This window comes from Bifidobacterium erythrocebi, from assembly GCF_012932675.1.
Taxonomy (GTDB): Bacteria; Actinomycetota; Actinomycetes; order Actinomycetales; family Bifidobacteriaceae; genus Bifidobacterium; species Bifidobacterium erythrocebi.
Genome location: NZ_JAAIIF010000005.1, coordinates 113,248 through 134,975, shown reverse-complemented (window position 1 = coordinate 134,975; position 21,728 = coordinate 113,248). Strand labels below are relative to the sequence as shown.

Genomic DNA, 21,728 nt, shown 5'->3' with positions numbered 1-21,728 from the left:
GTGAATGAATCGCTTTGCATCCGGAATGTCAGGACACCGGGCTCCAGCGAACCCATGGACATGGTGATCAACGAGGGACGGATCGCCGCCATCGCGCCCGGTGAGGCGGAACGGAACCGCACTCTTGCCACGGTTGATGCCGAAGGCATGTGGGTCATCCCCGGCCTATGGGACTGCCATACGCATTTCACGCAATGGTCGTATACGTTGGGACGACTGGATCTTATCGGGGCCAGCAGCGCGCACGAGGCGATGGATATGCTGCGCGATCATCTTTCCCAGCTGCGCTCCGAAGGGCGGCTCGACCCAAACCGCTTTGTGGTCGGCATGCGGTTCCGTCACTCGCTGTGGGCCGATGACGAGCAGCCCACGCTCGCGGCCATCGACGAGGCTTCGGGCGACCAGCCCGTGGCGCTGTCCAGCGCGGACATGCATTGCGGCTGGGTGAATTCGGTGGCGGCGCGCATGCTCGGCGTGCAGGTCGGGGAATCCGGATTGGTGGGCGAGCTGGAATGGTTCGACGCATACTGCCGTCTTGACAACGCTCCGGGCGCGGACGAAGAGCTGGACCGTCTGCTGCGCGAGGCCGAACATGATGCCGCAAGCAAGGGCATCGTCGGCATCCGCGACTACGAAATGGCCGAAAACATCGATACCTGGATTGGCCGATTCGCCAAGGGCATCAATGGTTTGCGGGTCCAGTCGGGCGTATATCCGGAACGTCTGAACCAAGCCATCGACGACGGCTGGCATACCGGCGACGAATTGCCCGGCAGCAATGGTCTTGGGCATGTGGGCGCGATGAAGCTCATTTCCGACGGATCGCTCAACACCCGTTCCGCATACTGCTCGACGCCATACTCCGGCATCGAACCCGAGACCTTCGGCACGATGAGCTACACGCCAGAGCAGATCGAGTCCTATATGTTCGTGGCGACGAAACACGGATTTGATATCGCCTGCCATGCCATCGGCGACGAGGCGAACACCATTGTGCTTGACTGCGCCGAGCGCACCAAGGCGCATGGCTCCATCGAACATGCCCAGATGCTCAAACCCACCGATATCCCGCGTCTGGCCCAGCTTGGGCTTGCCGCGAGCATCCAGCCGCAGCATGCCATGGATGATCGAGATGTCATCGCCCGTTTCTGGGGCCGTCCGGCCGGCATCCCCTATGCGTTCAGGTCGTTGCGCGATGCCGGGACCCGTCTGCTCATGGGTTCCGACGCGCCTGTGGCACCGCTTGACCCGTGGCTGGCCATTTCCGCGGCGGTGTTCGGCACCGAGAGTTCTGCGCGCGAGCCGTTCCAGCCGGAGCAGTGCCTCGACTTCGGCACGGCGCTGGCCTCGTCCACGGCGGTGGGGCGTAAATGCCTCAAGGCGGGCGACGCCGCTGATTTGGTGCTGTTGGACCGCGACCCCTCGGCGGTGGATTCGCCCGAGGAGATGCGCGCGATGCCGCGGCATGTGCAGGCCACCATGCTCGCAGGTCGGTGGACGTACCGGAAGTAGCAAATAGCGGAATCAACCTGCTCATAACGACTATCTCGCTTACGTGTGGCAGATTTGCGGTTTGGACGGGTTCTATTTCGCTTACGTGTGGCACCTAGCTGTGCCGTTCACCCATGAGAATGACGCAGTTCCAACGACGAAGAACGAGAACTCTCCAAGCAAGTGCCACACGTAAGCGAAATACATCGCGTCATGACGTCATATCTGCCACACGTAAGCGAAATACAGGGGCGTATCGCCAACGCTGCACCCACAGGTCGGTGCACATGCCGTAATCCACACCACCCGACAGTATGATTCGCGCGGGTATGCTGGGAACATATCTAGGCAAGGCGGCGGATTATGGACAATGACGACTACACGGCCAAGATGACCGAGCTGATCCGGCTCATGCGCGCCATCGGCAATGACACGCAGCAGTGCGAGGTCAAGGAGTGCGCCCACAAGATCAGCACCACCATCACCGACACCCTTTCGGCGTTCTCCAACGGCAACGGCGGCTATATCATCCTCGGACTGAGCGAGAAGAACGGCTTCACCCCAGTGGAGGGGTTCAACGCGCGATCCATGCAGGAGTCGCTCAGCCAGGCCTGCGAGAAGCTCACCCCCGTGGTGCGCCCGGTGATCGTGACCTGCCCGTTCGAGGGTGCCAATCTGGTCTTCGCCGTGGTCGACGAGATGCTGCCACGCGAGAAGCCTTGCTATTTCACCGCCGCCGGCCCCTACAACGGCTCGTACATCCGTACCGGCGACGGCGATCGGCGCATGACCACTTATGAGGTGGATCGTCTGCTGGAGGAGCAGCGCCAGCCGGAGCATGACATCGCGGTGGTCGATGACGCCACGCTCGACGATCTCTCCCCGGCGCTGGTACGGGCGCTGCTCGCCGACGAACGCGCAAGGCACGGCCACGTGTTCGCGGATACGAGCGACGAGGAGATGCTGCTGGATCTGCGTGCGGTCGGACGTTCCTTCGCCAACGAAGACCGTGAAGGTGGCGAGAGCGGCGAGGCCATGCTTCGGCCCACTTTGGCCGGCCTGCTGGCCTTGGGACGCTATCCGCAGAAGTTCTACCCGCGCCTAACCATATCCGCGGCCATGTTCCCCGGCATCTCACGCGACGAGGTGTTCTCCACCGGCCGCGAACTGGTACGCACTGCTGTGTTCGTAGGCCCTATTCCCACCATGGTCAGCGATGCGGTCGAAACGCTGCTTGATTGGAGCCGTTCCGCCGGCACGCCTGGTACAAGCGGTGCGGCCGGACGCCCGCAATACCCGGAAACGGTACTACGCGAGGCCATTTCCAATGCGCTCATCCACCGCGACTACTCCCCCGACGCCGTGGGCACACCGGTGCATGTCGACATGTTCACCGACCGCATCGAAATCACCAATCCGGGCGGCTTGTTCGGCGCAGTGACCAAGCACACGCTAAGGCAGCCGATTTCCGGTTCCACACGCAACCCGTTCCTGTTCTCGTTGCTGAATGCCGTCCCCTACCCGGGTGACGGCATGGTGCTTCAGGACAATGGCACCGGCTATCGGCGTATCGAGGCGATACTGCGCAACGAGCATCGACCGGCCGCGCGGATCGACAATTCCATCGACTCGTTCCGCATCACGATTCCGGCGATGCTAGCGGATTCCACAAACCAGGCTTGAGCCTGAGCCTTCCGGCACGCACCCGGCGTGCACAACGCATACAATCGAACCGACCGGCCATACCATACCGGCCGCAACAATAACCACACATATAAGGAGCCCCATGCAGCGTCCGATCATGACATCGATCCCGTTTCTCAGCCAGCCGTCCGAGGATGCGCGGAACACCGAGGCCGATCTTGCCGTGGCGCAGGATCTGAAGGATACGCTCGACGCGCACCGCGAGGGCTGCGTGGGTATGGCGGCCAATATGATCGGCGTGTCCAAGCGCATCATCGCGTTCGTGGACGAGGATCTGGGCGGCCGCATCACCGTCATGTTCAATCCGCGCATCACCGCGCAGGATGGCGCTTACGACACCGCCGAAGGGTGTCTCTCGCTGAATGGCGAGCGCCGCACGCTGCGTTATCAGCGCATCGAGGTCACGTATCTCGATCGCCGCTGGCGCGAGCATCATGCCGCGTTCACCGGTTTTACCACGCAGATCATCCAGCATGAGATCGACCACTGCGACGGCGTGATCATCTGAGGTCTCGGCGGAAGCAACCGAGCAACCGCTATTGTGCAGGGGATTCACGCCGTGGCGTGTAGACGGGGTAGACACGGAACATGTCTACTTTGCGCAGGTTCTGAACCGGAACGTATACTCGCCGGCAGGGGCTTTCTGCCCACGCGATACAGAGGGGAGACCATCAAGATGAAACCTGCGTTACGCGTTTGGCGCCGTGTGCTGTGGTGGCTCGGTCTGTTGCTGCAACTGCCAATCGATCTGACGTTGTTGCACTTCAATGATTTCTACCTTCTGATGGAGCGGATATTATGTCTTATCCCGCCCATACTGGACGAGCATCCATCGCTATTGGATTTGACGCGCGACACGCATGGGCAGTCTGACCCGCTCACTATTCGAGTATTTCTTGTGTTGGCCATAGGCGTCTTCTGTTGGATAGTCGTCGCAGCGCTTCGCATGTATACGGGAACGGATCCGGAATACGAGCATGCGGCCCCATCATTGAAACAGGACATGATGGCAGCCCGTATCCTTGCCGGCTGCGTCACGGCAATTGTTCTGTTGGCAACGCTGATACAGGGATTTTTCCTCGGTCTCTGCGTGTTGATGCTTATCGGGTGACGCACAAGGCTGACGCTTTAGACGCTTTGAGGATTCGATTCCGCTTTTGCCTGTGCTCCGTTACCGTCGTTGATTGACTTAGTCATGCGACCACGCCATGCATCCGATAGTAACGTTTGACGATACTAACGTCTTGCGATAGTATCGTTGCATGAGAACACGGAACCGGGAGCTCAACGATTATCTTTACGGCGGTGCATATCCGAGAGGATATCCGGCTGGCATGGAAAAGCCCCTCAAGCGCAAGCTCCAGATGCTTAAGGCCGCCCACGCGCTTAGGGATCTCAAGGTTCCGCCCGGCAATATGCTCGAACCATTGAAGGGCGATCTGTTGGGTCACTGGAGCATCCGCGTCAACAAACAATGGCGTCTCATCTTCCAATGGGACGACGAAGCCAAGGAGGCCTACGATGTCTACTTCGACGACTACCACCGATGAATTCCTCAGCACGCCCGGCGAGATCCTGAGCGAGGAGTTCATGCAGCCGCTCGGCATCACCGGCTACCGGCTTGCCAAGGCCATCAACGTGTCGCAGACCGCCATCAGCGAAATCATCAACGGCAAACGCGCCATCACCATTCCCATGGCATACCGACTGGCCAAGGCCTTTGGCACCACCCCCGAGTTCTGGGTCAATCTTCAGCGTGACTACGACCTGCTGAGCTTCGATTCCAGCCAACTAGGCGACATCCAACCGCTCGTCTCCGCCTGACGGGCGCGCAATGCGGCGGGGACTCGTGCCGTGGCGTGTAGACGGGGTATGGGATAATTACGGACGGTACTTTGCGCAAGTCCTGGTCCGGAATATCCCAGCTTCTCGTCGATGCGCGTCGATTGGCGATTCGTGCACCGCCACAATCGCACCCGAAGCGCCTCACACGACGATCCGAAAGCGGGGCATCCGTCGACCTGATTACGCAAAACGCTGGAATTCCAACGTTTCTTAAGGATGGAACACAACATTGGCTGAATTCATTTATCAGATGATCAAGGCTCGCAAGGCCTACGGCGACCGCGTGATCCTCGATGACGTGACACTGAGCTTCCTGCCCGGCGCGAAGATCGGCGTCGTCGGCCCCAACGGCATGGGTAAGTCCACGCTGCTGAAGATCATGGCCGGGCTCGACACCGTCTCCAACGGCGAGGCATCCCTCACCCCGGGCTACACCGTGGGCATTCTGCAGCAGGAACCGCCGCTGGATGACACCAAGACCGTAGGCGAGAACATCAAGATGGCCTTCGGCCCGATTGCGGACAAGGTCACGCGATTCAATCAGATCGGCGAGGAAATGGCCGATCCGGACGCCGACTTCGACGCCCTGATGGAAGAGATGGGCAAGCTGCAGACCGAGATCGACGCGGCGAACGGCTGGGATCTCGATTCCCAGCTCGAACAGGCCATGGACGCCCTGCAGTGCCCGGATCCGGACACCCCGGTCAACGTGTGCTCCGGTGGCGAGCGCCGTCGTGTGGCGCTGTGCAAGCTGCTGCTTGAGGCTCCGGACCTGCTGCTGCTCGACGAGCCCACCAATCATCTCGATGCCGAGTCGATCCTGTGGCTGGAGCAGTTCCTGCACCAGTACAAGGGCGCCGTCATCGCCGTCACCCACGACCGTTACTTCATGGACAACGTGGCCGAGTGGATCTGCGAGGTGGACCGCGGCCACCTGTACCCGTACAAGGGCAACTACTCCACCTATCTGGAAACCAAGGCCAAGCGTATGGAGATCCAGGGCGCCAAGGACGCCAAGCTCGCCAAGCGCCTCAAGAACGAGCTCGACTGGGTGCGTTCCTCGCCGAAGGCCCGTCAGGCCAAGAACAAGGCTCGTCTGGAACGTTACGACCAGATGGAGCAGGAGGCACGCAACAACAAGAAGCTCGACTTCTCCGAGATCCAGATTCCGGCCGGCCCGCGTCTGGGCTCCACCGTGTTGGAAGCCGAGCACATTCACAAGGCGTTCGGCGATCGCGTGCTTATCGACGATCTGAGCTTCACCCTGCCGCGCAACGGCATCGTCGGCGTGATCGGTCCGAACGGCGTGGGCAAGTCCACGCTGTTCAAGACGATCGTCGGCCTTGAGCCGCTGACTTCCGGCTCGCTCAAGATCGGCGACACCGTCAAGATCAGCTATGTGGATCAGAACCGCGCCGGTCTTGACCCGAACAAGAACCTGTGGGAGGCCGTGTCCGATGGACTCGACTTCATCGAGGTGGCCGGCGTCGAGGTACCGACCCGCGCCTACGTGGCGTCCTTCGGCTTCAAGGGTGCCGACCAGCAGAAGCTCGTGGGCGTGCTCTCCGGCGGCGAGCGCAACCGTCTGAACCTGGCCCTGACCCTGAAGCAGGGCGGCAACCTGCTGCTGCTCGACGAGCCTACGAACGATCTTGACGTGGAGACCCTGGAGTCGCTGGAGAACGCACTGCTGCAGTTCCCGGGCTGCGCCGTGGTCATCTCCCACGACCGTTGGTTCCTCGACCGCGTGGCCACGCATATCCTCGCATGGGAGGGCGATGACGAGAACCCGGCCAAGTGGTACTGGTTCGAGGGTAACTTCCAGGCCTATCAGGAGAACAAGGTCGCGCGTCTGGGCGAGGACGCGGCCCGTCCGCACCGTCTGCACAAGAAGCTGGTGCGCGGCTGATTCACAGCCGATGGTTCCGGTGCGGTGGTCCGCTCGGCTTTCAGCGAAATCGAATGGCGGCTCTTCCTTTCGGGAGGCCGCCATTCGGCGTATAAGACGGGAACGCATGTCTGACGGACCGTCTCGCTAGGCGCACCTGTACCCGGTTCAAACGGCTTTCCGTATGGGCAAACAGGCGGTGCACGGCAACACCTCCCCGCGCTGCGCCTGTAACACCGTCACAACATAGGCGTCCGGCGGGGTGTAACACGTGCGGTATAGAGTGGCAGCATCGAAAGTCCAAATCGAACCAACGTCGAATCGAGAGATACCATGACCCAAGAGACCCTCACCCCATTGGAACACATCGTGAAGGTTCTGGCTCTCGGCACCCCGTCCGAATATCGCGATCACACGTATATCAACGGCGAAAGCATGTATTTCCCCACCGGTCGCGTGTATGGCGGCCAGGTCATCGCACAGTCGCTGATGGCCGCGGCCAAGACCGTGACGCCTTCCCGCCTGCCTCATTCCATTCACGGCTATTTCGTCGCGCCCGGCGATATTCGCCAGGATCTGCTGTTCGATGTGGAGAAGCTGCGCGACGGCCGTTCCTTCTCCGCCCGTCGAGTGAATGTGACGCAGGCCGACGGGTCCATTCTGACCGCGATCGCCAGCTTCCAGGAGGCCGGGCAGACCGGCGTGGAATTCGCCGATCCGATGCCGGAGGACGTGCCCGATCCGGAAGGTCTGACCAGCGCCAAGCAGCTGATGGCACCGTATTCCGACAAGTCGCCGTTCGCGCGGTTCTATGCGCAGCAGTCGCCGTTCGATATCCGCCATGTCACGCCGACCGTGATGCTCAAGCCCGACAAGGCTTCCGCCGAAGCCGATTCCGGCAAGCAGATGGTATGGATGCGCAGCGATGGTGAGGTGGACGTGCCGCAGACCATGCACCGTGCGCTGCTGGCCTTGGGCTGCGATCAGGTGATGATGGAACCGGTGCTGCGCCGTGCCGGCCTGAGCATCGCCACGCCGGGCATTTCGTATGCGTCGATCGACCATTCGATGTGGTGGTACCGTGACGTGGATATCAACCAGTGGCACCTGTACGTGCAGGATACGCCCACCGCGGCGCATGGGCGCGGTCTGTGCGAGGCGAAGGTGTATTCGCAGGATGGCGAGCTGGTCGCCGTGATCTGCCAGGAGGCCATGCTGCGCGTGCCGCAGCACTGATCGGCAGGCTTCCGATTCCTATTTCAGGAACGCCGAGGGGCATCCGTCAATGCTGATGACAGATGCCCCTCGGCGTTTTTCCATAGCATGTTCCACGGGGTATGCCACGCGTTCCCGCATGCCCCGTATTGCCGTGGCACAACGAACAGTGGTACAGCCGGCGGCACGGTCAGCGCGTGGTCTTCGCGGCGGCCCCGGCAAGACCGCTCTGGCGCTGCTGCTCCTTCATCTTGGGATTTTCCGGCCCCTCGGTGGGCGGCAGCTTACACAGCCACTCCCCCACGAAGCCGATCACCATATCCGCCAGGCACACGGCGGCGGTCACCGCGCACTGCAGCACCGCCTGCTCATAGAACGAACCCTCGATATGGGTGATGGTGGGGATGATCTGCCCGCCGTACCAACCGGCGAGCGCCGCACCGGCCAGGATCATCGCCTTGCACAATACGAGCGTGTTGAAGGCCACCGACGGGTTCACGAAGGTCTTGGGGCGTTTCTTCGGGTCCGTGGCGGCGTATTGGTGCACGTTGACGGCCAGCACCAGCGCGATCACGCCGATCACGCCCAGCGCCACGGGCACGAACCATGGCGTGCCGATAAGCGTTGTGCCAGAGCTTTCGCCCAGGATGGCAACGCCCGCACCGGCACCCAGTCCAAGCACCATCGCGATGGCCGCATGCCACCATGGCGTCCTACGCGCGTTCATTCTCGGGTCTCCTTCCCGTTGTCGCTTCGCCGCCCGTCACTGCGCTCCGGCTCCAAGGATCCAGGCGTCGCTGAGCATGCCCACGCGCCCGGCATCCTGTGCCATGGCCAGCAGGAACGATACCGGGTCACCGCCCAGCGTGGCGTTGGGATCCATGTCCATCCATGGGGCAAGTACGGCGGCACGTTTGCCGGCCGAAGGCCAGGGCACCCGGCAATCCGGCTCATCGGAGGTGACGCCGTGCATGTCGACCAGATCGAGGTCCACCGCCTTGTCGTGCATGGCGTCGATGGTGCCCAGCGCCTCAATGAGTTCGCTCGGCCCAAGCTTGGTGAGAATCTGGATGACGGCGCTCATGGAGTCCGGACCGTCGAGATTGCTGACATGGTAGAGCGGCGAAATGCCTTCGACCTGGTTGCCGGGAATGCCGTCGATGGCGACGATGGCCTCGCGGAACAGGTTCTCCGCATTGGTGCTGGAGGATTCGAGCGAGATGACGGCGGGTCTGGTCTGCATACCGTCCATGCCGTCCGCGCCGTCCATGCCGGCACGGGATGCGCTATGGGAGGCGCTGCGGCGGGACTCATCTTGCATTGCTGGTGCGCTGGGCCGCCTGTGATCCGCGGCATGCCGTGGGCGGCGTTCCGCTTGACCGGACTGCCGGCGTTCGGGCTTGCCGTCATCGGTTCCGTGCCTGCCGTGCGAGCCATGCGAGCCGTTCGTGCCGGTCAGCCAGTCGGAGGCCATCAGTTCGACAGGCGGTTCGTCGGATTCGTCCATCAGCCCTTCGGCGAGTTCGATCACCGGGCCGCCATGCACGCCCGGCAGATCGGCATCCGGGTCGAGCGCGGCCCATGGCACCAGCACGAAGGCCCGCTGCCATGCGCGCGGATGGGGCAGGGTAAGCGCCGTATCGTCCGATTCGACGCCGTCGTAGTCGATGATGTCCAAGTCGAGTGTGCGGTCGGACCAATGCGTTTCGCGTGTGCGGCCATGATCGTGTTCGATGCGCTGCAGACCTTCGAGAAGATCATGCGCTCCCAGAGCGGTCGTCACCTCCACCACGGCGTTCAGGAAGTCAGGCGTGCCGTCAGCCATGCCCCACGCGGCGGTACGGTACAGCGGCGACACCCCGGTGACCTGCGTGCCGGAAAGCGCGTCGATGCGGCGGACGGCGTCGCGCAGCGTGCCCGCCACATCGCCCTGGTTGCCGCCGAGTGCGATGACGGCATGATGGGTTCCACCACGTCGAACGTCACCTTCCGCATTCGAGGCGTCGTCCGCCTCGTGCTGCGCCTTGCATGACCGGCTGATGCTGACTGCCACGTCATCGAATGGCACGGTGATGGGCGCGTGCGGCTTGTGCACGGTCACGTCCACCTGGCGGATGGGCGGTATGCCCAGCAGCCTGTCCGCGATGCGCTGCGCGAGATGCTCGATCAGGTCGGCGTGCTCGCCTTCGATGACGGCGACGATCTCCTTGGCTGCACGACCGTAGTCGACGGTGTCGTTCAGGTCGTCGCTTGCCCCGGCCGCCTCAAGGTCGAGATACAGCGTGGCGTCCACGACGAACGGCTGCGCACGCTCATGCTCGAAGTCAAGCACGCCGTGCGTTCCGTTGGCGCGTACACCGGTAAGAACGATGCGATCCATAGATGTCCTTCCCCATTCGCTAGGCGCATGCCGTACCGGCTGCGCCGAATCCATATGAAACCGTGTTCGCGGTGAATCGTGTTCACCGATTCGAGTAGGCGCGCCAGGCGTTTCCTACGGCGACGGCGGCCCGTGATCGTGCCACATCGTGCACGCGCACGGCCCACGCTCCGTGTTCGGCGCACAGCGCGGAGATCGCGGCGGTGGCGTTGTCCCGATCGTCCATATCGACGTGTTCGAAGCCGGCATCGGCCAGCATGGACGAGACGAAGCGTTTGCGCGACTGCCCGATGAGCACGGGATAGCCGGTGCCGGTGAAGGTCTCCAGTCCCGCCAGCAGCGGCAGGTTGTGCTCCACACCAGGCTTGGAGAAGCCCAGTCCCGGGTCGATGATGATGCGTTCCGGGTCGACGCCCGCCGCGATCACCGCGTCCACCTGCCGCATAAGCTCGTCCTTCACGTCGGCGAGCACGCCATGCTCGTAATGCGAGGTGTCGGCGTCCGGCGTGGAACCGTGCGAACCGGCCAGCCAGCCGCGCCAATGCTGCACGATGTACAGGCAATCGTGGTCGGCGACGACCCGCGGCAGGTCCTTGTCCAGCGTGCCGCCGGATACGTCGTTGATGATCTGCGCGCCGAGTTCCAGCGCGCCGGCGGCCACGCTCGACCGCGTGGTGTCGATGGACAGCACCGCCCCCTGCTCGATCAACGCCCCGACCGCGCCGCGGACGCGAGTCAGCTCGTCCTCTTCGGACACGCGCTTGGCGCCGGGCCTGGTGGATTCCGCGCCGATATCGATGATGTCCGCGCCGGCGGCCAGCATGGCGCGGCCGTGTTCCGCCGCCTTGCCCGGTTCCAGCCACAGGCCGCCGTCGGAGAACGAGTCCTCGGTGATGTTCAGCACGCCCATGACCAGCGTGCGCCCGGCATTGCGGATCGATTGCAGATCGGTCATTGCTTCCTTTCTGAATCCTTTGAACGGATATCGGCTATCACGCTTCCAGTCCTCTAATAAGGCGGCCCCGTGCCGGCAGTCTCTGCTGCGCCGGCAACGGGGCCTTGGACGTTAGTGGTTGAGGATGAGACTCATCGCCTCGGCTCGCGTGGCGGGGTTGCGCAGCAGACCTCTTACCGCGGACGTCACCGTTCGCGCCTCGGATTTCTTGATGCCGCGCATCGACATGCACAGATGCTCGCATTCGGTGACCACGATCACGCCACGCGCCCCCGCGTAATCCACCAGGGCGTCGGCGATCTGCTGGGTCAACCGTTCCTGCACCTGCGGACGTCTGGCGTACACCTCGACCAGCCGGGCCAGTTTGCTCAGTCCCATCACGCCGTTCTTTGCGGGGATGTACCCCACATGCGCCACGCCGTGGAAGGGCAGCAGGTGATGCTCGCACACCGAATACAGTTCGATGTCCTTGACCAGCACCAGCTCGTCGGTGTCCACGTCGAAATGCTTCTCCAGCACATCGGCCGGCGAGGCGTCAAGCCCGGAGAATATCTCCTTGCATGCACGCGCGATGCGATCCGGGGTTTCGAGCAGTCCCTCGCGTTCCGGGTCCTCGCCGATGGATTGCAGGAACAGGCGTACGGCCCGGCGCACGCCCTCCTCATCGTATGTTCCGCGGGCAATGCCCGTGCCTTGCGCCTGTTCCGCCATACCGTCAGTGCTCCTCGGCCTTCATGCCAACGGACTTCTTGAGCGATTCGGGGATCTCCACCGGAGGCTTGTCCGAATCGGGGCGATGCTCGTTGGACAGCCACACCTCGCGCTTCGGCGCCTTCTTGATGGGGGCGAAGATCTCGGCCAGCTCCTTCTCGTTCAGTGTCTCCTTCACCAGCAGCTGGCGAACGAGCTCGTCGAGGATGTCGCGGTTCTCGTTGATGATCGTCCACGCCTCGGTGTGCGCGGTCTCCACCAGCTTGAGCACTTCCTCGTCGATGGTCTCCGCAGTGCGCTCGGAGTACTTGTGCGGCGCGAGCCCGCCCATATCACTCTGATCGTCGTCCTCGGTCCATTTGATGGCGCCCAGACGATCGGAGAAGCCGTATTCGCCGACCATGGTGCGGGCGATGTTCGTGGCCTTTTCGATGTCGTTGGAGGCACCGGTGGTCGGGTCGTGGAACACGATCTCCTCGGCGGTGCGGCCGCCCATGGCGTAGGCCATCTGGTCGAGCAGCTGGTTGCGCGACTGGGAGTACCGGTCGGAGGTCGGCATGACAGCGGTGTAGCCGAGTGCACGGCCACGCGGCAGGATCGTCACCTTGGTCACCGGGTCGGTGTCGTTGAGCGCCGCCGCGACCAGGGCATGGCCGCCCTCATGGTATGCGGTGTTGCGCAGCTCCTCCAGCGCCATGCCCTTCGACTGCTTCTTCGGGCCGGCCTGAACGCGGTCGATGGCCTCGTCGATGGCCCTGTTGTCGATGAGCTGGGCACCGGCGCGTGCGCACAGCAGCGCGGCCTCGTTGAGTACGTTGGCCAGATCGGCGCCGGTGAAACCGGGCGTACGCACGGCGACCATGTGCAGATCCACGTCGGGCACAAACGGCTTGCCCTTGGCGTGCACCTTCAGGATCGCCTCGCGGCCTTCCAGATCGGGGGCCGCGACGCCCACCTGGCGGTCGAAACGGCCGGGGCGCAGCAGTGCCGGGTCGAGCACGTCGGGGCGGTTGGTGGCGGCGATGATGATGAGGTTGGTGTCGTTGTCGAAGCCGTCCATCTCGACCAGCAGCTGGTTCAGCGTCTGCTCGCGCTCGTCGTGGCCGCCGCCCATACCGGAGCCACGCTTGCGGCCGACGGCGTCGATCTCGTCGATGAAGATGATGGCCGGGGCGTTCTTCTTCGCCTCGTCGAACAGGTCACGCACACGGGAGGCACCAAGGCCGACGAACATCTCCACGAAGTCGGAGCCCGCCATCGAATAGAACGGCACACCGGCCTCGCCTGCGATCGCTCGCGCCAGCAGCGTCTTACCGGTGCCCGGAGGGCCATACAGCAGCACGCCTCGCGGAATGCGCGCACCCAGCGCCTTGTACTTGGAGGGATCCTTCAGGAAGTCCTTGATCTCCTCCACCTCGGCCAGGGCCTCGTCCTCGCCGGCCACGTCGGAGAACTTGGTGGTCGGGGTCTGGCCTTCGAGCAGCTTGCCATTGTTCTTCTTGCCGCCCATGCCGAGCATGTTGCCGGCACCCATGCGGCTCATCAGGAACCATGCGAAGGCGAAGAAGATGATGAACGGCAGGATCGACTGGATCAGGTAGGTCATCATGCTGCTGGACTCGATGTCGGCGCTCCAGCCCTTGGACGGATCCGCCTTCTCCACGGCCTTGACGACATCCTGCCCCTGCGCGAACGTGTAATAGAACTGCACGCTCTTGCCGTAGTTGTGCATCTTGCCGGTGTTGGCGTCGCGCTTGGTGAAGTCGCTGTTCAGCTGCAGCGTGACCTTCTGCTTGTTGTCCACGATCTTGGCGTAATTCACCTGACCGTCCTTCAGCAGGTCCAGGCCGTCCTTGGTGTCGATGGTCTGGGTGCCCATGCCGGCGAACATCTGGAACATCGTGATGACGAGAACGACGATCACCGCACCCCACAGCCACGGGGACTGCCAGAACGGCTTATTGCCCCCATTGTTCTGGTTCTGCTTGTTGCCCCCGCCGTTCTTGTTCCCGTTCTGGCGGAACGGGTTGTTGAAGGGGTTGCCGTTGTTGTTCGGCTGCCCCGGTCCCTGAGGAACGCTCATGCTTGTTCTCCTTGATACACTTCGGGCTTCAGCACCGCGATGGAGTCGAGGTTGCGGTATCGCTCGTCATAGTCAAGACCGAATCCGACGACGAATTCGTCGGGAATCTCCTTGCCCGGGTACTTCACGTCGACCTCGACCTCGCGGCGGGACGGCTTCTCGAGCAGTGCGAAGACCTCGACGGACGCGGCTCCGCGCCTCTTGAGCTCCTCGACAAGCCATGCCAGCGTACGCCCCGAATCCACGATATCCTCAACGATGAGAATGTGCCGACCGCGAACATCGGTCGACAGGTCCTGACGGACGGTGATGGTGCCGGATGACGTGGTTCCCGAACCGTAGCTCGACAGGCTCATGAAGTCGAGCTGGCAGGGAATGGACATTGCCTGGGAAAACGCCGCCAGGGTGTTGATCGCGCCCTTCAGCACCGCGATGAGCAGCGGGTCCTTGCCCGCATAATCCTTGCTCGCCTGAGCCGCGGCCTTGGCGATGATGGCGTGGATTTCCTCGGAACTGATCAGTTCGTAGTCGATATCTTCTTGTACATCAGCGATTCGCATGGGCACTATATTGTCACAGGCGAATGACGTGTTTCTAGCCGTTACCTGAAGGAAAGCTGGGAATCCGACGGCTTGTTTTATAGCTTGGCCAGCCCCGCCATGAACTCGTCGATGGCGTCGTTGGCCGCCAGCTCGTCGGACGAGTCGTTGACGATTACGGCGAACAGCAGCACTCCCCCGTGTTCGCGCGACACATTGCCAGCCATGGCCCTCACACCGCCGAGGCTTCCCGTCTTGACACGGGCGAGCCCCTTGACCCCGTCGCTGGCGGCCCTGTTCTTCGCGGTGCCGGTCAGCCCCGGCACGGAAAGCCCTTCGAGTTCGGCGGCACCTGGCGTATCCAGGGCGACAAGGGACCGCTGCACGGCGAGCAGTGTGGGGATGCGCAGGCGAGTGCCGGCCGCAAGCCCCGAACAACTGGTCAGGCGAAGCCCCTGCGTCGGAATGCCCTGTTTGCGCAGCACCTGCGTGACCGCCTGGATGTCGGCGCTCATGGAGTTGCCCGTGCCGAGCTTCAATGCGGTGAGACGGGCGAACAGTTCGGCGAGCGTGTTGTCGGAATGGCGCAGCATGAACGCCATGATCTCGTTCAACGGCGCCGAGCTGACCGTGGCGATACGTGCCGAGGCGTCGATGCCGCTGGTATCGGACGAGTCGGTGACGGTGATGCCCTGCGCGGAGAGCAGTTCCCTGAAGGTTTCCGCGGCATCGCTCGCCGTGGTGCGCGACAGCGTCGGATAGTCGGTGAACGCGTCGGGGTCGGCGGCCATGCCGTACCTCATGCGACCGCCGTCGACGGCCATGCTCGACAGCGGCGTGTACATCGCGTCGCCGTCGTTGTTCTGCTCCAGCGCCGAGGAGATGTTGTCGTCGCCGAACAGCGTATCGTCCACGGCGAGCGCCACCTGGCCGATGCCGCGCTGGGCAAGCGCCTGGGCCGTGCGCTGGGCGAGCGTGGCCAGCCCGGCACGGCCGTTGATATGGGACGGATCGTTCTGCCCGGCCCCGAGCAGCATATCGCCATGCCCCTGCAACACGATGGTCGGCGTGGAATCCGCATGGGTCAGGTAGACCTCAGTGTCCAGTGTGCCGCTCATCTCCAAGGTGTTGGCGGCGGCGAAGGCGGTGAGCGTCTTGACTGTGGAGGCCGGTTCGCGTTCCGTATCGAGATTGCGTTCGGCCACCACCGTGCCGTCCGCCGAGGCGATCGCCACGGAGGTGCCGTCCCCCACGCCCTGCGACTTGATCAGCTCGTCCACCAGCGCTTTGGCCTTCTTCGCGTCGATGGGCACGGAACGGTCGACCTTGCCCGCCACGGCACCGGCGGCGACCGGTTCGGGGACGGAGGTGTAGGTGCGTGTGGGCGCCGACTTGGCGGTCAGCAGGCCGGGCGCCACGTCGTAGATGTCCGCGATGGTATAGCCGATGCAGACGGCCAGCGTGACCACCACGCTCACCGCGACCACGGCGATCCGATGATTCGGACGGACAGCAGCTCTACGCACGCATCTCACCTCTGGGTTTAGGAAATCTTCGTCTACTGCTGCAGGGAGGCGAAGTCGTCGAGCGTCGCGAGGATCTTCGGCATCCGAGCATCCAACAGCTTACCGCCTAGCCATGAACCGACGACCAGCACGACCAGACCGTCGATAAGCGAGACGAGCGTTATGACGCCCAGCGCCATGGGGGTGCCGATATTCGGCAGCAGGAGCACCAGGAGCAATGTCGGCAGCGCGCACACCGCGGAGACGACGATCTGGATGGCGGGAGACACGATCTGCAGGGCACCGCGACCCTGCGGGGTCGAGAACGGACGGTCGATCGGAGGCATCGGATACATCATGATGCAGGAGACGGTCTCGGCGACGCCCACGCAGCACAGCCCCACCGCGACGCTCGCCACGGTGAACGCCAGACCGTGCATGACGAGCTCCGACGTCTTCCAATACCCCGTGATCGCGAACGACACCAGCGCAAGCACCAGCATGTATACGGTGATCATCACGCCGTACACGCGGGCGCGTCCGATGCGTTCCTTCCACCCCGAAATGCCACTCATCGCGGCCATATAGAGCCCGCGCCCGTCGCTGGCGAGCCCGTTGCCCTCATAGACCAGCGCAAACATCGGCCCGATGGCCAACGCCTGCCATACCAGACCGGGAGCGCGGAATGCGGCAAGCACCACCAGCAGCACGGGGACCGTCATCGGAAAGACCTGGCGGGCATCCTTGCCCAGATACAAGGCCAGGCGAGCGCTGACGGCACCGGACACACCGTCCGGCATGAGGCGGAACATGTCGATCCGGCGCTTGCCGGACTTGGTCTTCGCTCCGCTCGTGCCGGAGGCCAGGCGTTCCGTACGCAGATGCCACGTGCAGATCAGATAGCAGACGACCCATGTCGCCAGCAGGACGGCACCCCTGCCCGCAACGGCGAACCAGGCGCCGTCGATTACATCGAACGGAATCTGGAACGTCGCCGCGAACGGCGTCCACGCCAGGATGGCGAACACCATGAGCGCCGCCTTGCTTTGCAGCATCACGGAGGTGAATTGGTCGCCAAGGAAGCTGCCCAGCTGGCTGAACGCTATCACTATGACGGAGATCACCACATACAGGATGTTCTTGCCCTTTTTCGAAACGCTCACCGAAGACAGCAGCGCCGTGAGGGTGCTGGTCATCGCGAACATGGTGATGACCGTCAGGGCCGCACAGACCACGCCGACAACCGCCGCCGCGGGCCCGGCGGAACGGTAGGACAACGCCATCAGCGACAAGGCGACGAAGATGGCGATGCTGGGTGCGCCGCTCAGCCTGGCCGCCAGCAGGCCGACGGTCAGCTTGCCGTCCGAGATGCCGTACAGGGCGAATTTCGACGGGCTCAGCGTGGTCCCCTGACCAAGGCTCATGATCTGCACCAGCAGCGCAAACAAGATCAGGAACGCGCCGGCCATTATCATCGCCGAACGGAACGCCTCGGAATCGGCGACGCCGACGGCATACCAGCCCAGCACCCCGGCGATGGCGATGACGGCCACACCGAGCAGCAGACCAAGAACAAGCGACACCAGCGCCCTGGGGTTTTTACGTAGGGCCGAGATCTGCATCGCCCAGCGCAGACGTACGATCGACACGATATCGCTCATCGGGCACCGCCGTCGAGCCACGAAAGGTGGGCGGCCGAATGGCGTCCGCCGACCAGTTGCAGGAACCGATCCTCCAGATCCTGACCCGCGGCCACCTCCTCCACGGTTCCACAGGCGCAGACGGCGCCGTTGCTCACCACGGCCACATGCGTGCACATACGCTCCACCAGGGCCATGACATGCGAGGAGATGATGACCGTACCGCCGGTGGCGGCGTATTCCAGCAGAATGTCCTTCAGGTTGGCGCTGGAGACCGGGTCGACCGCCTCGAACGGCTCGTCGAGCACCAGGACGCGCGGACTGTGGATCATGGCGGTGGCCAGGCAGATTTTCTTCGTCATACCGGCGGAATAGTCGGCGACCATCACGTCCGAGGAACCCTGCAGATCGAACGCCTTGAGCAGATCGCGCGCACGTGCGGCGGATTCCCTGCGCTTCATGCCGCGCAGCATGCCCGAGTACACCAGCAGCTGGAAGCCGGTCAGCCGGTCGAAGATCTGGCTGGAATCCGGCATCACGCCGATCATGCGCTTGGCGGCATTCACGTCGCTCCACACATCATGGCCGAGAATCATGGCGCTTCCCGCATCCGGCTGCAGCAAACCGGTCAGCATGCGCAGCGTCGTGGTCTTGCCGGCACCGTTCGGACCGACCACGCCATAGAAAGAGGAAATGGGGATATCGAGACTCAGATTGTTCACTGCGATCTTGGTATCGAACCGCTTGACCAGACCGCGCATGGAGACGGCCATATGCGGGTCCGGCGCGGTGCCCGGAACCGCGGAAACATGGGGAACTGCTGTGGTATTGCTCATACTCCCCATGGTAGGTGCCGCAACGAATAACACGGGACGCTACGCGTGGCGGAGCGGGGCGGCATTCGGGGCCGTTCCGGGCCTTCCGCCCCGCCTCGCATCGCTCGCCCGGCTTCAACCCTTATGCTCGATGGGCTTCCACTGCACCTTGGAGAAGATGGCCTGGAAAGAGATCGGCACATAGCTGAGCATGTAGATCGGGAAGCTCAGCACGTAGGCGAACAGCTCCTTGTTCGTCGCGCCGATCTGCTTGCGTTCGGCGATGATCGTGAGGCCCGCGAGCGCCATCATGCCCAGCACGGCGAGCACGATGCCGCTGCCCCAGCCGCTGACCGCGCCCAGCTGGCTTTGCCAGGTGACGAAGCCGCAGGCGGCGAAGATGATTCCCAACGCCACGCGGATCACGCCGAGCATGGTGAACGGGCACAGCAGCAACGTGAAGTCGACCGCGGAAAAGTCGCGTTCCTTGATGGCGCGGCGGATCAGCTGCGGGCCGTAATAGCGGAAGACCTGCAGGAAGCCCTTGCTCCAGCGCAGGCGCTGACGCCAGCTCTGCGCGAAGGTGATGGGCTGTTCGTCGTAGAGGATGGCGCTACCGCAATAGCCGACGCGGTCGCCGTGCAGCACCGAGTCCATGGTGAATTCGAGATCCTCGGTGAGCAGATGGAACTTCCAGCCCTTGTTGCGCTTCATGATCTCCTTGGAGAACATGAAGCCGGTGCCGCCCACGTGGCAGCTGGAACCGAACAGCATGCGGGAGTTGTTCAGGAACCTCGATTCGCGGATGAACCATAGTGCGGAGCCGGACGAGACCCAATTGTCGGCCAGGTTCACCGAGTTGCGGTAACTGGTCAGGATCTTGAAGCCGGACTGGAACGCCTTGTTCATTTCCTCGAAGTAGTGGCGGTCCAGCTTGTTGTCGGCGTCGAACACGAAATAGGCGTCATAGGTGTCGGACAGGCCCGCGTCGATCATATGGTCGAGCAGATAGGTCAGCGCATAGCCCTTGCCGACCAATTTCATATTGTGGCGTTCGACCACATGGCATCCCATGTCGCGCACGACCCTGGCTGTGTCGTCGGTGCAGTTGTCGGCCACCACCCAGATGTCGATGAGCTCGGTCGGATAGGTCTGCTCATGCAGGCAGGTGATGAGGTTGCCGATCACGTTCTCCTCGTTGCGGGCCGAGATGAGCACGGCATACCGCTTGTCCATCGCGGCTTCGGGGAAGGTGACGGGCTTGGCGAACAGGGACGCCACGATGCACACGCCCTGGTAGATCATGCCGACCGCGCCCACGACGAACAGCAGCACATCAAGTACGGTGAGCAGAACCATCAGCGCCACCCCTTTCGCGGATTGGATGAGACATCGTTCGAAGGCGATTCACCGTCCTCGCTTCGAGTCGCGGAATCGGAATCCGATTCGTTGACGGACGCGTCCACCTCGGTCCCCTTAAGAGCGGGCTTGCCGGAACGGCCGTCATGACTGGCCGCTTCCTTGAGCACCCCCTTGGGAATCGCCACGGTGGCGGAATCGTCCTCAAGCCCCTCACGCAGCTCCTCGTCGGACATGGAGTAGAAGATCTCCTGCATCTGGCGCAGCTCATCGTCCACGTGCACACGGTTCGCGGTGCTGGAGACGGCACGCGGAATGGCATGGTTGATGGGCTGGATCACATGCTCGTTGAACGCCTCGCCGGCCTCGACCACCTTGGACTTCTTCTTGGGCGCGGGGTCGCTCATCAACGGCGAATCCACCAGCTCGTAGCGGCGGGTGCCGGCATGCACGATCACCTGGATGGACGCGGCGATAGGCAGCGCAAGGAACGCGCCGATCGCGCCGAACAGCGAGCCGAAGAACAGCACGGAGATGAACGCCACGGCCTCGTTGATGTCCATGGTGCGCTGCGAGATCTTCGGCAGGAAGATGAAGTTCTCGATCTGCTGGTACACGGTGATGAACACGATGACCGCGATGCCTGCCACCAGACCATTGTTCGCCCATGCGAACAGCACCGGCGCCGCACCGCCCACGAACGTGCCGACCATCGGGATGAACTGCGAGACGATGCCGCTGAACAGCGCCAAAGGCAGCCAGTACGGCACCTTCATGATCACCAGGAACACGGCCGTGAAGAAGGCGTTGAGCACGGCAAGAATGGTACGGGAGAACAGGAAGGACGAAATCTGATCCTGCGCGACCGTCCAGACGGTAAGGATGCGACGCTGTGCGGACGGGGCGAACCACTGGCATACGGAACGGCGCAGCTTCGGGCCTGCCGCGGAGATATAGAACGTGACCATGATCACCGTGGTGACGTCGATGAACGCGGCGGATACGCCGGAAACGGTGTGCAGCGCCTGACCGGCGAAATCGGAAATCCACGAGGACTGGATGTTCTTCATGATCTCGGGGCCAAGATTGTCGATCTCCGGCAGCGTGAACGAGAACTGCTGGATGATCAGCTGCCGCACCTGCTCATACATGTCGGGCAATCCGGTGAACAACGCGATCACCTGCTGGATGAACATGTTGCCGAACAGCAGCAACAGCACGCATACGGCGACAATCACCACGGTGAACGACAGCACCGCCGCCATCCCGCGCTTCCAGCCATGGCTCACCAGCCCCTTGACCATCGGCTCGATGGCGAGCGCCAGAAACAGCGCGATGATGATGTCGTAGATCAGATAGGCGACCAACCCCCACGAACGCCAGCAGTAAGCGAATATGACCACCGCTATGGCAATGTACAGCAAAGCTCTGCCGAACCATTCCGGCGGCCTGCGATCATCCCCCTTGGCCGGGAACAAAGCCCCCAAATCCCAGCGAAGCCCGTTTCTGGCGTCTTCCCCGCTTCCTCCACGCGCACCCGCGCGTTCGTCCATGCGTTCTTCCATGGCACCCCATTCTAGCGACGAGGGCTGTACCGC

The 21,728-nt window shown here is 62.9% G+C and carries 19 protein-coding genes; 8 read left to right on the top strand and 11 right to left on the bottom strand.

The window, feature by feature from the left end; translation table 11 throughout:
* Positions 1-60: 60 nt before the first annotated feature.
* From G1C98_RS01655 to G1C98_RS01620, 8 genes are all read left to right on the top strand, one after another.
* A complete protein-coding gene (locus G1C98_RS01655) occupies positions 61-1,512 on the top strand; it encodes an amidohydrolase (RefSeq protein WP_169078708.1) in 1,452 nt (483 codons plus the stop codon).
* A 342-nt stretch (positions 1,513-1,854) separates the two neighbouring features.
* A complete protein-coding gene (locus tag G1C98_RS01650) occupies positions 1,855-3,174 on the top strand; it encodes an ATP-binding protein (protein ID WP_169078633.1) in 1,320 nt (439 codons plus the stop codon).
* Between the two features lie 103 nt (positions 3,175-3,277).
* Entirely contained in the window at positions 3,278-3,703 is a 426-nt protein-coding gene (locus tag G1C98_RS01645; RefSeq protein WP_169078631.1) for a peptide deformylase, read from the top strand.
* A 168-nt stretch (positions 3,704-3,871) separates the two neighbouring features.
* Complete coding sequence (locus tag G1C98_RS01640; RefSeq protein ID WP_169078629.1) at positions 3,872-4,306, top strand: hypothetical protein; 435 nt, start codon at positions 3,872-3,874, stop codon at positions 4,304-4,306.
* Between the two features lie 223 nt (positions 4,307-4,529).
* Positions 4,530-4,745, top strand: coding sequence for a type II toxin-antitoxin system RelE/ParE family toxin (locus tag G1C98_RS01635; RefSeq protein WP_240944876.1), 216 nt, complete (start codon positions 4,530-4,532; stop codon positions 4,743-4,745).
* A complete protein-coding gene (locus G1C98_RS01630) occupies positions 4,717-5,019 on the top strand; it encodes a HigA family addiction module antitoxin (RefSeq protein ID WP_169078625.1) in 303 nt (100 codons plus the stop codon). Before G1C98_RS01635 ends, G1C98_RS01630 begins: the two co-directional genes overlap by 29 nt.
* A 250-nt stretch (positions 5,020-5,269) precedes the next feature.
* Positions 5,270-6,949: an energy-dependent translational throttle protein EttA gene (gene ettA / locus G1C98_RS01625; protein WP_169078623.1), complete on the top strand. Its 1,680-nt coding sequence runs from the start codon at positions 5,270-5,272 to the stop codon at positions 6,947-6,949.
* A gap of 312 nt (positions 6,950-7,261) precedes the next feature.
* Positions 7,262-8,164 carry an acyl-CoA thioesterase gene (locus G1C98_RS01620; RefSeq protein ID WP_169078621.1) on the top strand — a complete coding sequence of 301 codons (903 nt, stop codon included), beginning with the start codon at positions 7,262-7,264 and terminating at the stop codon, positions 8,162-8,164.
* 169 nt (positions 8,165-8,333) lie between these two features.
* Here the strand turns inward: G1C98_RS01620 and G1C98_RS01615 are convergent, their stop codons facing one another.
* The 11 genes from G1C98_RS01615 to G1C98_RS01565 form a co-directional block, all read right to left on the bottom strand.
* Positions 8,334-8,870, bottom strand: coding sequence for a DUF3180 domain-containing protein (locus G1C98_RS01615; RefSeq protein ID WP_169078619.1), 537 nt, complete (start codon positions 8,868-8,870; stop codon positions 8,334-8,336).
* Between the two features lie 36 nt (positions 8,871-8,906).
* Positions 8,907-10,523 carry a 2-amino-4-hydroxy-6-hydroxymethyldihydropteridine diphosphokinase gene (gene folK / locus G1C98_RS01610; RefSeq protein ID WP_169078617.1) on the bottom strand — a complete coding sequence of 539 codons (1,617 nt, stop codon included), beginning with the start codon at positions 10,521-10,523 and terminating at the stop codon, positions 8,907-8,909.
* A gap of 82 nt (positions 10,524-10,605) precedes the next feature.
* Positions 10,606-11,478: a dihydropteroate synthase gene (gene folP / locus G1C98_RS01605; protein ID WP_169078615.1), complete on the bottom strand. Its 873-nt coding sequence runs from the start codon at positions 11,476-11,478 to the stop codon at positions 10,606-10,608.
* Positions 11,479-11,589: 111 nt separating this feature from the next.
* Positions 11,590-12,189 carry a GTP cyclohydrolase I FolE gene (gene folE / locus G1C98_RS01600; RefSeq protein ID WP_169078613.1) on the bottom strand — a complete coding sequence of 200 codons (600 nt, stop codon included), beginning with the start codon at positions 12,187-12,189 and terminating at the stop codon, positions 11,590-11,592.
* 4 nt (positions 12,190-12,193) lie between these two features.
* Positions 12,194-14,272 (bottom strand): ATP-dependent zinc metalloprotease FtsH, encoded by a 2,079-nt coding sequence (gene ftsH, locus G1C98_RS01595; RefSeq protein WP_169078611.1) that lies wholly within the window; start codon positions 14,270-14,272, stop codon positions 12,194-12,196.
* The gene (gene hpt / locus G1C98_RS01590) at positions 14,269-14,832 is read right to left on the bottom strand and encodes a hypoxanthine phosphoribosyltransferase (protein WP_205831830.1); all 564 of its coding nucleotides are present in this window, start codon (positions 14,830-14,832) and stop codon (positions 14,269-14,271) included. The genes ftsH and hpt overlap by 4 nt, the downstream gene beginning before the upstream one ends.
* Before the next feature lie 77 nt (positions 14,833-14,909).
* Positions 14,910-16,346 (bottom strand): D-alanyl-D-alanine carboxypeptidase/D-alanyl-D-alanine-endopeptidase, encoded by a 1,437-nt coding sequence (locus G1C98_RS01585; RefSeq protein WP_417852286.1) that lies wholly within the window; start codon positions 16,344-16,346, stop codon positions 14,910-14,912.
* 23 nt (positions 16,347-16,369) lie between these two features.
* Positions 16,370-17,977 (bottom strand): ABC transporter permease, encoded by a 1,608-nt coding sequence (locus tag G1C98_RS01580; protein ID WP_169078609.1) that lies wholly within the window; start codon positions 17,975-17,977, stop codon positions 16,370-16,372.
* Complete coding sequence (locus tag G1C98_RS01575; RefSeq protein WP_169078607.1) at positions 17,974-18,792, bottom strand: ABC transporter ATP-binding protein; 819 nt, start codon at positions 18,790-18,792, stop codon at positions 17,974-17,976. The genes G1C98_RS01580 and G1C98_RS01575 overlap by 4 nt, the downstream gene beginning before the upstream one ends.
* 114 nt (positions 18,793-18,906) lie before the next feature.
* Positions 18,907-20,130: a glycosyltransferase family 2 protein gene (locus tag G1C98_RS01570; protein WP_169078605.1), complete on the bottom strand. Its 1,224-nt coding sequence runs from the start codon at positions 20,128-20,130 to the stop codon at positions 18,907-18,909.
* Entirely contained in the window at positions 20,130-21,683 is a 1,554-nt protein-coding gene (locus tag G1C98_RS01565) for an AI-2E family transporter (RefSeq protein ID WP_470287744.1), read from the bottom strand. Before G1C98_RS01565 ends, G1C98_RS01570 begins: the two co-directional genes overlap by 1 nt.
* Positions 21,684-21,728 lie beyond the last annotated feature (45 nt).